The sequence below is a fragment of the Paenibacillus sp. FSL R10-2748 genome (genome assembly GCF_038005565.1).
Taxonomy (GTDB): domain Bacteria; phylum Bacillota; class Bacilli; order Paenibacillales; family Paenibacillaceae; genus Paenibacillus; species Paenibacillus polymyxa_B.
Window position 1 is genome coordinate 648,488 of record NZ_JBBOTK010000003.1, and the last position, 12,835, is coordinate 661,322.

At 48.1% G+C, this 12,835-nt stretch carries 10 protein-coding genes; 9 read left to right on the forward strand and 1 reads right to left on the reverse strand.

Going from position 1 to position 12,835, the window contains the following annotated elements; translation table 11 throughout:
- The first annotated feature begins 42 nt into the window (after window positions 1-42).
- The 9 genes from argF (at window position 43) to NSS66_RS12855 (ending at window position 11,760) form a co-directional block, all read left to right on the forward strand.
- A complete protein-coding gene (gene argF / locus NSS66_RS12815; protein ID WP_340959072.1) occupies window positions 43-999 on the forward strand; it encodes an ornithine carbamoyltransferase in 957 nt (318 codons plus the stop codon).
- Window positions 1,000-1,059: 60 nt separating this feature from the next.
- Window positions 1,060-2,295, forward strand: coding sequence for an argininosuccinate synthase (locus tag NSS66_RS12820; RefSeq protein WP_023990631.1), 1,236 nt, complete (start codon window positions 1,060-1,062; stop codon window positions 2,293-2,295).
- 86 nt (window positions 2,296-2,381) lie between these two features.
- The gene (gene argH / locus NSS66_RS12825) at window positions 2,382-3,794 is read left to right on the forward strand and encodes an argininosuccinate lyase (protein ID WP_053326223.1); all 1,413 of its coding nucleotides are present in this window, start codon (window positions 2,382-2,384) and stop codon (window positions 3,792-3,794) included.
- A 513-nt stretch (window positions 3,795-4,307) separates the two neighbouring features.
- Window positions 4,308-4,559 carry a hypothetical protein gene (locus NSS66_RS12830; RefSeq protein ID WP_023990629.1) on the forward strand — a complete coding sequence of 84 codons (252 nt, stop codon included), beginning with the start codon at window positions 4,308-4,310 and terminating at the stop codon, window positions 4,557-4,559.
- Window positions 4,552-7,011: a glycosyltransferase family 2 protein gene (locus tag NSS66_RS12835; protein WP_053326222.1), complete on the forward strand. Its 2,460-nt coding sequence runs from the start codon at window positions 4,552-4,554 to the stop codon at window positions 7,009-7,011. The genes NSS66_RS12830 and NSS66_RS12835 overlap by 8 nt, the downstream gene beginning before the upstream one ends.
- A 23-nt stretch (window positions 7,012-7,034) precedes the next feature.
- Window positions 7,035-8,042, forward strand: coding sequence for a glycosyltransferase family 2 protein (locus NSS66_RS12840; protein ID WP_023990627.1), 1,008 nt, complete (start codon window positions 7,035-7,037; stop codon window positions 8,040-8,042).
- Complete coding sequence (locus tag NSS66_RS12845) at window positions 8,005-8,424, forward strand: GtrA family protein (protein ID WP_023990626.1); 420 nt, start codon at window positions 8,005-8,007, stop codon at window positions 8,422-8,424. The genes NSS66_RS12840 and NSS66_RS12845 overlap by 38 nt, the downstream gene beginning before the upstream one ends.
- The gene (locus NSS66_RS12850; protein ID WP_069080797.1) at window positions 8,421-10,022 is read left to right on the forward strand and encodes an ArnT family glycosyltransferase; all 1,602 of its coding nucleotides are present in this window, start codon (window positions 8,421-8,423) and stop codon (window positions 10,020-10,022) included. The genes NSS66_RS12845 and NSS66_RS12850 overlap by 4 nt, the downstream gene beginning before the upstream one ends.
- Before the next feature lie 103 nt (window positions 10,023-10,125).
- Window positions 10,126-11,760: a glycosyltransferase family 39 protein gene (locus NSS66_RS12855; RefSeq protein WP_340959074.1), complete on the forward strand. Its 1,635-nt coding sequence runs from the start codon at window positions 10,126-10,128 to the stop codon at window positions 11,758-11,760.
- Window positions 11,761-11,835: 75 nt separating this feature from the next.
- On the opposite strand, the gene NSS66_RS12860 is transcribed toward NSS66_RS12855, so the two are convergent.
- On the reverse strand, window positions 11,836-12,624 hold the full coding sequence (locus NSS66_RS12860) for an alpha/beta hydrolase (protein WP_069080799.1): 789 nt from the start codon (window positions 12,622-12,624) through the stop codon (window positions 11,836-11,838).
- Window positions 12,625-12,835: the final 211 nt, after the last annotated feature.

The following is a 12,835-nucleotide window of genomic DNA, read 5'->3' on the forward strand; positions in this document are numbered from 1 at the left end:
GGCCAAATCATCCTAGACTAGAGTACAAAAGGAGACGATAGCATGAGCCAGGGCGGCGCACTGCAGCAGATGAATTTGAAGGGGCGGGACTTCCTGGAACTGGACGATTACTCTTCAAAGGAAATCCAGTATTTAATTGATCTCGCCATTGAAATTAAGCGTAAGCACAAAAACGGAGAAACCTATCAGCCGCTAAAAGGGAAAACGCTCGGACTGATTTTCGAAAAATCCTCTACACGTACACGGGTATCTTTCGAAGTCGGTATGTATCAATTGGGTGGGCATGCTCTTTTCCTCAGCAAAAATGACATTCAACTGGGACGCGGCGAACCGATTAGCGACATGGCTCAAGTCATGTCACGTTATCTAGATGGCATTATGATTCGTACCTTTGGGCACGATAATGTTGTAGAGTTGGCACGTTATGCGTCCGTTCCTGTGATCAATGGATTGAGTGATTTAGCTCATCCGTGCCAAGTGCTAGCTGATTATCAAACCTTGTATGAGCAAAAGGGTAAGCTAAAAGGGCTCAAATTGGCTTACATCGGAGACGGTAACAATATGGCTCATTCCCTCTTGATTGGGGGAGCGAAGCTTGGAGTGCATGTGTCCATCGCAAGTCCAGCTGGATACGAGCCTGACCCGAGTGTGGTCGCAGCTTCCCGTGAAATTGCCAAACAGACAGGTAGTGAGATCGTTATAACCCAAAGTCCGCAGGAAGCAGTACAAAATGCGGATGCGATCTACACAGATGTGTGGGCGAGCATGGGCTTTGAGGAAGAGCAGAAGGAGCGGGAGCTTGCTTTTGCCGACTTCCAGGTGAATGAGGAGCTGGTCAAGCTGGCGAAGCCGGATTATTTATTCCTGCACTGTCTCCCTGCGCATCGTGGGGAAGAAGTGAGCGCAGGCGTAATCGATGGTCCGAATTCGGTCATTTTTGATGAAGCGGAGAATCGTCTGCATGCGCAAAAAGCGCTGTTAGTTGCTTTAATGGCTTAAGATTGATAGGTATTGATAGGTAAAGAAGATAAAGGTAAGCAATCGGGGAGGACTTCAACAATGGCAAAAGAAAAAATCGTACTCGCATATTCCGGCGGTCTGGATACGTCGGTCATTCTGAAATGGCTCAAAGAAACTTATGATGCTGAAATCATCGCATTCACCGCAGATATCGGTCAAAAGGAAGAACTGGACGGTTTGGAGGAAAAAGCACTCGCTACGGGGGCCTCCAAAGTGTACATTGATGATCTGCGTGATGAATTCGCCAAGGATTTTATCTATCCGATGTTCCAGGCGGGTGCTTTATATGAAGGACAATATTTGCTCGGAACGAGTATTGCACGTCCATTGATCGCTAAGCGGATGGTCGATATTGCGATTGCCGAGGGAGCAACAGCCATTGCTCACGGGGCAACAGGCAAAGGTAACGATCAGGTGCGCTTCGAGCTGAACGCGGCGGCGTTGACGCCGGATATCAAGGTGATCGCACCTTGGCGGCTGGAAGAGTTCCGCAATCAGTTCCCGGGCCGTGCAGAAATGATTGCCTATGCGGAAAAACACGACATTCCGGTAACTGCTTCTGCAGCCAAGCCATACTCCATGGACCGTAATCTGCTGCATATCAGCTATGAAAGCGGCGTGCTGGAGGACCCTTGGTTTGATCCAAGTGCTCCTGAAAATAAAGAAATGTTCTTGCTCAGCAACGCGCCTGAGGACGCTCCTGATGAAGCAGAATATTTGGAGTTGGAATTTGAAGCAGGTAACTGCGTCGCTTTGAACGGAGAACAGCTAAATCCACTGCAAGTGATGGAAAAACTGAATGAACTGGGCGGCAAACATGGTATCGGACGTGTGGATATGGTGGAGAACCGTTTTGTTGGTATGAAGAGTCGGGGAGTCTATGAGACGCCGGGCGGTACGATCCTGTTCACAGCTCACCGTAAAATGGAATCTATCACGATGGATCGCGAGGTTATGAATCTGCGTGATAGTCTGATTACCCGTTATGCTACCTTGGTTTACAACGGTTTCTGGTTCGCACCGGAACGTGTCGCTTTGCAGGCTCTGGTTCATGAGAGTCAGAAAAATGTCAGTGGTACCGTGCGCGTGAAGCTGTACAAAGGCAACGTTATCGGTGCAGGCGTTAAAAGTCCAGTTAGCTTGTACAACCCGGACATTGCGACCATGGAAGCCGATCCGACACAAGCCTACGATCAAGGCGATGCAACAGGCTTTATCCGCTTGAATGCTCTGCGTTTGAAGGTCAACGCGGGCGTAACACAAAATCATAAATAATGATGTAACCTAAAAAATGTACGGGATGCGGGCCGTTCTTGTCCAAACGACGAGGGCGGCTTGTATTGCAGAGAGGGGATCATGCAATGAGTAAGCTATGGGGCGGACGGTTTACGAAGCAAACGAACAAGCTGGTAGAGGAATATACGGCTTCTATCGGGTTTGATCAGACGTTGGCGGAAGAAGATATTCAAGGCAGTTTGGCTCATGTGGCCATGCTGGGGAAATGTGGAATTATTCCGCAGGAGGATGCAGACACGATCAAGGGAGGACTACACACGGTCCTAGAGCGTATCCGCCGTGGGGAAATTGAATTTTCTGTTTCGGATGAGGATATTCACATGAATATCGAAAAAAATCTAATCGAGGCCATTGGTCCGGTCGGGGGTAAGCTGCACACTGGGCGTAGTCGTAACGATCAGGTAGCAACGGATATGCACTTGTATTTGCGCGGACGTGTGGTATCGCTGGTGGGTATGCTGCATGATGTACAAGCTGCATTAATCGGGCAGGCAAAGGATAATCTGGACACGATTGTACCTGGATACACACACTTGCAGCGTGCGCAGCCTATTTTATTTGCACATCATCTGCTGGCGTATGTGTCTATGCTGGAGCGTGATATTGACCGACTCAAAGACAGCTACAAGCGGATTAACGTGTTGCCGCTCGGTGCTGGCGCTTTGGCCGGGACCACTTTTCCGATCGACCGTCATTTTGTAGCCGAGCAACTGGGATTTGATGGCGTATATGAAAATAGCCTCGATGCCGTCAGCGACCGGGATTTTATCGTAGAGTTCCTGGCTGGCGCCTCGCTGATTATGACGCATTTGTCTCGTCTGAGCGAAGAATTGGTGCTATGGAGCAGCACGGAGTTTGGTTTTATCGAGCTGGATGATGCTTTTTGCACAGGCAGCAGCATTATGCCGCAGAAGAAAAACCCGGACGTGCCCGAGCTGGTACGTGGTAAAACCGGACGTGTCTATGGAAACCTCATGGGCTTGTTGACTGTACTGAAATCCTTGCCGCTGGCATACAACAAGGACATGCAGGAGGACAAGGAAGGGATGTTCGATACCGTTGCCACGCTGGAAGGAGCCTTGCAACTGTTCGCACCGATGATCGCCACGATGAAGGTGAACAAGGATCGCATGCGTCAAGCGGTCAACCAGGATTTCTCCAATGCAACTGATATTGCGGACTTTTTGGTCGGCAAAGGGCTTCCGTTCCGTCAGGCGCATGAGGTCATTGGCAAAACCGTGCTGTATTGCATCCAGCATGGAAAATATTTGCTTGATCTGACACTGGACGAATTTCAGCAGTTTTCGGATCTGTTCGACGATCGTATTTATGAGGTGCTTCAACCAGAAGCGGTAGTTAATGCACGGAATGTATATGGCGGAACCGCTACTGGGCAGGTACAGGCAGCCATTGGGCGCAGTGAACAGCTCCTGGCGAATACATCAACATGGTTTGAAGGGCACAAGCCGAAAAATTAATCAGTAAAGAAAGATATTATTGTCTTGCACAGTAGCGGGATGCTGTGTAAAATCAGATTTTAAGGAATTAGCAATCTAGGTTTCAAAGGCACCGTTCGCGGTGTCTTTTGTGCTTTTTGAGGTATTTGTTTTATTCATGATCCCAATGATCATGAAATGCATAGATTTCCTGGAAGGTATTTTTCATAGCATTTAATTTATAGTTCTAAATACCTACTAATACGCTAGTGTGAAAGTTTCTAGAATTTACATTTTTGTATACTACGCCTACGATGATTATGGTAGAATAGCACTAAGTTTTTCATTGAATTACCAATTCAATAGGACAAGAACTATATTCAATAAATAAATGTCAAGTTACTAGAGGCACTTTTGATTAGGACAATTTCATAAATGTGTAAATGAAGGGCTTGAATGAGAACATAGGTATGTCCTGGTTTCGGGAGAACGGCAAGTAAAAGCTCTAAAGTCGATGTAGCTGAAGGCAGAGTCGGGATGATCTAGGGAGGTATTATGAGAACTAAAAGGACGGCGCGTCAGTTAAAGAGCGCTTGGTTCGGTTATCGCGCTTCTGAAGCCGATCAACTGATATCTTCATTGCATGAGGAACGGGTGCAAGCGGAGGAGTTACTGCGTGAGGAGCGGGAACTTTTCCACGCGGCGCTGGAACGGAAAAAGCAGCGGGATGCGGAGTTAAAGCAGCTGCTTGCGGATGCGCTTGCGGAAGAGCGGCGCTGGATTGAAAGGGCGGGAATTCATGGGTGACAAGCTTAGGTGGCAGGTTGGAGGAGTTTCAATTCGCCAAACCAAGAGAAGAATAAAAGAAGAGCGTCAGCGAATCGAACAACTGCAACAACAGCTAGAGGCTCAGCGGTTAGAGCAGGCCCCGGTGCTGTACAAGCTTGATTTTCATATTGAAGAGTTAGAACGGCGACTTCAGGATACAGAACTTCGTATCCAGGCGATACAGAACGCCAATGATACAGCAGCAGCTGTGGAACAATTGCTGGATGAAGGGATACAGGATGGACAGGTGCAGGAGGCTCAAGTCCAATATGCCTCTGGGCAGGAACAGACAGCAGCAGGAGCTGCTATGGGCGCTGGTTCCAGTATCCCTGGTACGGAAGGCGAAGAGGCGGCAACAGGAACGCAGAGTGGACGAAACGGCAAGGCCCGTCTGGGGGATCAACTGGTGGAGAACGGGATGATCACCCGCGATCAGCTGACAGATGCCATCCGTAACCAGAAGCGTTACGGTGGCAGGTTGGGTGATATTCTTGTAGAGATGGGCTTCATTACAGCCGAGCAGCTCCAAGAGCAGGTTGACGGCGACGAGTCCAAGGAGCGCCTAGGCGATATGCTGGTTCGTTCCGGCTATATATTACCGGAACAACTGGAGCGCGCACTGGAGTTCCAGGCGAAGAGCGGCGGGCTGCTCGGCGACATCTTGCTGTCATTGCAAATGCTGGAACCTGCGGATTTGTACCGCGCGATTGCTACACAGAACCGAATCGGGCGCATTGGTGAGGAGCTGGCGCTGGATGCGGCGTACAAACTACCCGAGCAAGTGGCAATGGCTTATGGCGTGGTCGTCATCCATCAGTATATGAACCGATATATTGTGGCGGTTAGCGATCCGTTGCCAGAAGAGCGACGCTTGAAGCTGGAGGAAATCTTGGGTATGCCGGTAGAGCAGGTGCTTGCTACGAAGGAAGAGATGGAGCAGCTCTGGGGTAAAATCTACGGTGAAGAAATGATGCAGGAGAGCACGACTGGGCTATTGGAAAAAGAACCGCACAATTCGGCGCGGACGACTTTTACAAAGGGACAACTTTGGGTGTTCGCAGCTATGGGTATGATTACACTGCTCGGTCTCTTGTGGAACAGTTGGAAAACGGTGTTGATCATCAATATGATGATTCAGCTGTTTTATTTTGCGATGACGCTATTTAAATTTGGCATTATTTATCTCGGTTCCCGGCGTGGGGCGCAGCTTCGTTTTACGAAGGAAGAGGTTGACGCCATGGATGAAAAGAAACTGCCGATCTATACCATTCTTGTACCTATGTATAAGGAGGCGGGCGTGCTTCCGATGTTGTTGCGGAATTTGGAGCAGCTGGATTATCCAAAGTCCAAGCTGGATGTGCGGCTGCTGATTGAAGAGGATGACATTGAGACGATCGAGCTACTCCGTGAAATGAAGCTGCCGGCCTATTACACGACACTGGTCGTTCCAGACGGTTTGCCGAAAACCAAGCCGAAGGCATGTAATTATGGACTTATTCGGGCACGTGGCGAGTTTGTCGTGATTTACGATGCTGAGGATCGTCCCGACGCTGATCAGCTTAAAAAGGTCATTGCAGCGTTCGATTCACTCCCTGAGCATTATGCATGTATTCAAGCGAAGCTCAACTACTTTAATAGTACACAAAATTTGCTGACCCGCTGGTTCACTCAAGAATACAGTATGTGGTTCGAGTTACTGCTGCCGGGTATTATGCAGTTAGATACCCCAATTCCTTTAGGCGGCACATCCAATCATTTTCGGGTATCTGTATTGAAAGATATTAATGCGTGGGACCCCTACAATGTAACCGAGGATGCCGATCTGGGCATACGTCTGTATAAAGGCGGCTACAAAACTGCTATTGTCGATTCCCGCACATGGGAGGAAGCTAACAGCCGCGTGGGCAACTGGATTCGTCAGCGGTCACGCTGGATCAAGGGGTATATGCAGACATGGCTGGTTCATATGCGCAATCCGGTTAAGCTGGTGCGCGAAGTGGGCTGGAAGGGCTTTTTCGGCTTTCAGGTGATGATTTTGGCAACTCCGATGTTGCCGTTGCTGAATCCGATTTTTTGGGGTTTGCTTATTTTATGGTTTGGCTGGGAATTATCCTTTATTCCCAAGCTGTTCCCGGGGTATGTGTATTACCTGGCCAGCGCGGAATTTTATATCGGTAACTTTCTGTTCGTATTCAGTAACGTGGCCGGAATGTATTGGGTCATCGGGGAACTGGAAGAGCGCGGTGAACGAACATTTTCATACGCGATGGTCAAATATGGGCTACTCTCGCCGTTATATTGGGTACTTATGAGTATAGCTGCGGTGAAAGCCGCTTGGCAGCTCATTACCAAGCCGTTCTATTGGGAGAAGACGACACATGGTCTGACCGATATGCACGACTTGGATGATACCCCGGCACAGTCCTCCTGAATATGAAGAAAGAAGGAGCAAGAATGGAGACAAAAACACCTTTTTTATCCGTCGTCATTCCCATGTATAATGAAAGCTCGCATCTCGAGCGTTCACTTAAGGTAATTGATGGGGTATTGTCTGTTGTCACCTCACGCTATGAGCTCATCATAGTAGATGATGGTTCCAAAGACGATACGTGGCTCAAGCTGTCCGAATTGTCCCGTCGTATGCCCTCTTTGCTCGCGCTCCGGCTGAGTCGGAATTTCGGTAAGGAGCTGGCGTTGTGCGCAGGTCTGGAAAATGCCTCTGGCGATGCGATTATTGTCATGGACGGTGATTTGCAGCATCCTCCTGAAATGATTGGAGAAATGGTACGTTTATGGCAAAATGAAGGTTATGATTTGGTCGAATGTGTGAAAGAATTTCGGGGAGAAGAGTCGGTGGGCAAAAAGCTCGGTGCTTCATTGTTCTACGCGACCCTGAACCGCTTGACGGGCTTTAATCTCAAGGATGCCTCCGATTATAAGCTACTGGATCGACGAGTGGTGGATGCCTGGATGGCGATGCCAGAGCGTATGCCGTTTTTCCGCGGAATGACGGCCTGGCTAGGTTTCCGCAAAACCCAGATTTCATTCCGGGTGGCTCCACGCGAAGAGGGGCCAAGCCGCTGGAGTCCGTTAGGGCTGACTCGACTGGCAGCAGAAGCGATCGTTTCGTTTTCGACAGTACCATTGCGGGTAGTGAGTCTGATGGGCCTCATTTTTATGCTGATTTCAGTCGTATTGGGGATTCAGACCTTAATGCGCAAATTAACGGGTGATGCTGTGACCGGTTTTACCACTGTCATTTTGCTGCTCTTGATTATTGGCAGTGTACTCATGCTGTCAATTGGTGTGGTAGGAGAATATATTGCCGCCATATATCACGAAGTCAAAGCTAGGCCTCGCTATTTGATAGCAGATAAACGGGCGAATGCTGACCGATTGTGGGTGGACAGGGAGTTTAATCAACATGATCAGACGTTCATATCTAAAGTATCCAATCATTAAATACGGTATTGTGGGGCTGCTGGGTACAGGTATCCATGTTGGTGTGCTTGTGCTGCTGGTGGAGTTGTTTACGGTACCAGCAGTAACGGCTACTACAATCGGATTCGTGGTTACATTGCTCGTTTCGTATGTGCTGAACCGAAACTGGACGTTCGAGCCTACCGGCGAGGGAAGCCGCACCCAGTTTCTTAAATATTTATTGGTCTGTACCTGTGGCTTGCTCTTAAATGCCGCTCTGATGTACGTGACCATTCACTGGATCGGTTGGTCGTATCTGATCGGTGAAGTACTAACTACCATCATCGTGCCTGTTCATAATTATATCTGGAACCGTTACTGGATCTTCTCCGTTCCGCAACAGCGTCAGAAAGAGGTTTCATGATTTTAAGAAAACACGGAAAATTGCTATCATTGTTTGCTTGTATTACTACTCTTGAACTGGCCGTGGGTGTGTATTTTGCATGGCATCTTGGCTATATGCATACCGATGCGCTCAGTCGAGTGGCTAATGCATTTTATGTGCTGTACAGTCGTGACCCACACTTGGGTGCTATCGGGTTTGTATGGAATCCGCTGCCCAGTTTGATGGAACTGATTGTGCTGTTGTTTTATCCTTTATTTCCAGTACTCGCTTCCCACGGGCTGGCGGCAGTGATTGTGAGCAGCCTATTTGCAGGGGCGAGCGCGGCATTATTGTATGCGACGGGCAAACAGTTGGGGCTTCACGGTGCAACCAGTTTGCTGATTGCGCTATTATTTTCACTGAATCCATTTATGTTTCTGTTTGGCTTCAACGGCTTGAGTGACTCGCCATATATCTTTTTCATCCTGTTGACTGTGAGTCGATTTTGTATGTGGTTGAAGGATCGCAAGGCGGCGAATTTGATCGTATCCGGTTTTGCGCTTGCACTGGCTTTTTGGGTACGCTATGAAGCGGTTCCGCTTGGCGTTGCGATGGCTTTGGGTGTATTGCTGACGATCTTTTTTCTGCATAGGTGGCGTACAAACAGAGAGAGGGTTAGAACGGAATTGTCTTTAAAAGAGCGACTGTACAAGGTGGAGGCGACATGGCTTCTATTATTGTTGCCACTTGTCTTTTCCGGCCTGCTTTGGCTCTTTTTTAACTGGATTATCATGGGCGACCCGCTTTACTTCTTACGCTCGCAGTATTCCAATTCCACACAATCAGCGGCTTTGTTGGAGGATCAACGCTTTGTGGCCATGTTTGCCCACCCTGTGCTGATGCTAAAGTTTATCGGGCAACGAACCTTATGGTATGCTGCTCCGTTGATTGCCATTTTGCTCATACGACTATTGGACAAACGTCTGTTGAGTTGGAGCACGCTTACGCTATTAGCAATCTTTTTATCGGTGCCTGGACTTCAGCTTTTGCTGATGCTCAAGCAGTCTTCTTTTGGCTGGTTCCGATATTTTATGTATGTATTCCCGATTACGGTTGCCTGGTTGCCGTATGAGCTAAGTTTATTGAAGGGGAAAATGAGGGGGATCGGAATCTCACTGGTAACAGCAGGAATGTTGGTAACAGCAGGCTTGTTATCCTACGCACTGACGAACCCCGCGATTGCAGCAGATGAACACAGCTATTTAACGCATAGTGGTAATGAAAGCTACGAACGTCAAATTATTGAGCGGAAAATAGCGCCGTGGCTGGATGAGCATTATGGTTCATCCCTCATTTTGACAGATTCCTATGCGGCCTATCCGATTATTTTGAGTAGTAAAATTCCAAAGAAATTTATGATTACGAGTGATTTTGACTTTGGGGAATCTTTAATGGATCTGCCTGCTTCCAAGGTGGATTATGTCTTGGTCACGCGCTTGGTGGATGGGGTACCGCTGGATCAGGTGAACCGGAACTATCCTGATTTGTTCGAAAAGGGAGCGCCGTGGGCCTCGTTGGTACATGACTTTGACGGTCAGTGGCGACTGTACAAAATAGAGCATGAAGAATCGAAATAATTATTATATTTTAGTGCATCGTAGCGGAGGGAAGCATACAGCTGTAGGGTGTGATTAGGCTACAACTGTATCACCGCAAGAAGTTTGAGGGGGAACGAGAGGAATGTCCTTTCGCAAATGGTCTGCAAGCAGATGGATGGCTATAGGTCTGTTTGTATTTATACTTGCATTGGAACTGTCTGCGGGCATCTATTTCAGCTATGTTCTGGGATATATGCACACAGACGCGCTCAGTCGCGTAGCTAATGCATTTTATGTGCTGTACAGCCGTGACCCGCATCTGGGCGCAATCGGATTTATCTGGAATCCACTACCCAGTCTTCTGGAAATGGTGATTCTACTGCTGTATCCAATCTTTCCGGCATTAGCCACCTATGGATTGGCTGCTGTCATTCTTAGTGCTACCTTTGCCGCTTTGACCGCTATGTTGCTGTATCGGGCGGGGGTCAGAACAGGGCTTAGCTCAGGGATGAGCATCATGCTGGCACTGTTGTATGCACTGAATCCGTTTATTTTACTGTTTGGTGCCAATGGGCTGAGCGATTCGCTATACATATACTTCATTATGATGACGGTGATTGAGTTTGCATTGTGGCTAAAGGATCGCATGACGGCAAGTCTGATTGTTTCTGGATTAGCGCTTGCCATGGCGTTCTGGACTCGCTATGAAGCGGTTCCTCTGGGCGTGGCAATGGCGGGTGGAGTGGTATTGGCGATCATGTTTCTACATCGAAACATGGGCAGACGTGAACTGGCCTTGCGAGAAAAACTGCACAAGGTAGAGGCAACTTGGTTACTGCTTCTGCTCCCCGTGGTCTTTTCCGGGCTGTTGTGGATTTTCTTTAACTATCTCATTATGGGGAATGCTTTTTATTTCCTGAATTCGGAGTATTCGAACACGGCCCAATCGGCAGAGCTGCTGAATGATGATAAGTTTGTAGAGATTTTCTCCAATCCGCTGGTGGCCTTGAAATTTATTGCTTCCAAAACACTCTGGTATTCGGTACCGTTGTTTGCTATTCTGTTCATTCGTCTGTTGAGTGGACGCTTGTTCCGATGGGGAACATTGATTATTTTGCTGCTGTTCCTGTCAGTGCCAGGGTTGCAATTTTTACTCATGATGAAGCAATCTTCGTACGGATGGTTTCGTTATTTTATGTACGTGTTCCCAATTACCGTAGCCTGGTTGCCCTATGAGCTGAGCCAGCTTCAGGGACGATGGCGGAGGGCAGCCTTTGGCCTGGTGTCCGTCAGTCTGCTGCTTACCGCTGGATTACTTTCCTATGCATTGACTCGCCCGGATATTGCACCGGATGAGAACAGCTTTCTCACACGAACGGGGAATGTGAACTATGTGAGACAGGAGTCAGATCGTAAGATTGCCGTCTGGTTGGATAAGCATCTGCCGAAGTCTACCATTATGACCGATTCGGCTTCAGCCTACACCATGATTGTCTACAGCCAATATCCAAAACGCTTCCTGATTACCAGTGATTATTTGTTCAATAAGGCACTAAGTTATCCGCAGGATAGCCATGTGGATTATATCCTTGTACCTAAGATCATGTCAGGCATGCCACTGAGTAAAATCAATATGGTATATCCGAATTTATATGAAAAAGGCGCTCCTTGGGTCCAGCTTGAACGTGAGTTTAACGGTGAGTGGCGCTTGTACAAGGTGCTACCCAAGTCACTAACTAAAGGATCTCCATCGACGGAGACCATAACAAATCCCTAATGTGCATAAAAATCCCCGAGCCTATCCCTTCGCCATGGTGCGATGAGGGGAGCTGCGGGGATTTTTTTAACCTGTTTAGTGCTCTTTGAGCGGTAGCCACGCCAGTACATCCTGAATTTTCGCGTCCCAGTATCCCCATTCATGAGCTCCAGGACCTTCTTCGTAGGTCAGCGGAACTCCGATAGTATTACATGTTTCACGAAAAGCCTGATTTCCCTTATATAGGAAATCCTCCGTGCCGCAGCATTGGTAGAGCCGGGGAAGTGAGGTCCCCAAAGCAGCATGACGTTGTAACAGTTCCAGCAAATCGTGATCCGTTCCACGTATTTCATCTGGACCAAAAATGTTAAGCCATTCCGCTGGACTCATCGCATTTTGCATAGGATCGGTGCGTGATGCGTGTAAATCCATGACTCCCGAAAGGCTGGCAGCGGCTGCAAAACGCTCTGGATGCTGGAGTGCCAGTTTGAAAGCACCATATCCACCCATAGAAAGTCCGGCTACAAAATTATCTTCACGCTTGTCGGACAGAGGAAAGAATGAACGTGCCAAAGCCGGCAATTCTTCACTGATAAAGGTCCAATAAGCCGCGCCTTGCTCCATATTCGTATAGAAACTCCGATGTACCTGGGGCATGACGACAGCTAGGCCCAATGAGGCGACATAGCGTTCAATGGAGGTTCGGCGTAACCAGGTTGAATCATCGTCCGATAGGCCATGCAGCAAATACAGCGTCGGATGTGACCCGGTTCCTTGCTTGCCTTCCAGTCCAATTTGCGAACGGGTTGCCTGAGGAAGAATAACATTCATGGATGTGCTCAGACCAAGAACTTCAGAATAAAACTGACATTGAATAAGAGCCATAAGAAGACCTCTTTTCTTAGGGTTTTGTGACCTCATTGCAGTGTTCCAGCATATGACCGAATATTCATTCAGTATACCTTAGCCTGTCTAAATATACATATCCAAGTGAATAACTAGGCATTAAGTCCCGTTTCTTATTTATCCTACATAAGGAGGGGGTATGGTTATATGGGACGATTTTTTTAATTTGGGGGTTATTTGGGTTTGATTT

What these genes read in the sequence shown, in the direction of transcription:
- argF (WP_340959072.1), top strand. Translation starts at nt 43, where the DNA reads ATGAGCCAGGGCGGCGCACTGCAGCAGATGAATTTGAAGGGGCGGGAC.
- NSS66_RS12820 (WP_023990631.1), top strand. Translation starts at nt 1,060, where the DNA reads ATGGCAAAAGAAAAAATCGTACTCGCATATTCCGGCGGTCTGGATACG.
- argH (WP_053326223.1), top strand. Translation starts at nt 2,382, where the DNA reads ATGAGTAAGCTATGGGGCGGACGGTTTACGAAGCAAACGAACAAGCTG.
- NSS66_RS12830 (WP_023990629.1), top strand. Translation starts at nt 4,308, where the DNA reads ATGAGAACTAAAAGGACGGCGCGTCAGTTAAAGAGCGCTTGGTTCGGT.
- NSS66_RS12835 (WP_053326222.1), top strand. Translation starts at nt 4,552, where the DNA reads ATGGGTGACAAGCTTAGGTGGCAGGTTGGAGGAGTTTCAATTCGCCAA.
- NSS66_RS12840 (WP_023990627.1), top strand. Translation starts at nt 7,035, where the DNA reads ATGGAGACAAAAACACCTTTTTTATCCGTCGTCATTCCCATGTATAAT.
- NSS66_RS12845 (WP_023990626.1), top strand. Translation starts at nt 8,005, where the DNA reads ATGATCAGACGTTCATATCTAAAGTATCCAATCATTAAATACGGTATT.
- NSS66_RS12850 (WP_069080797.1), top strand. Translation starts at nt 8,421, where the DNA reads ATGATTTTAAGAAAACACGGAAAATTGCTATCATTGTTTGCTTGTATT.
- NSS66_RS12855 (WP_340959074.1), top strand. Translation starts at nt 10,126, where the DNA reads ATGTCCTTTCGCAAATGGTCTGCAAGCAGATGGATGGCTATAGGTCTG.
- NSS66_RS12860 (WP_069080799.1), bottom strand. Translation starts at nt 12,624, where the DNA reads ATGGCTCTTATTCAATGTCAGTTTTATTCTGAAGTTCTTGGTCTGAGC.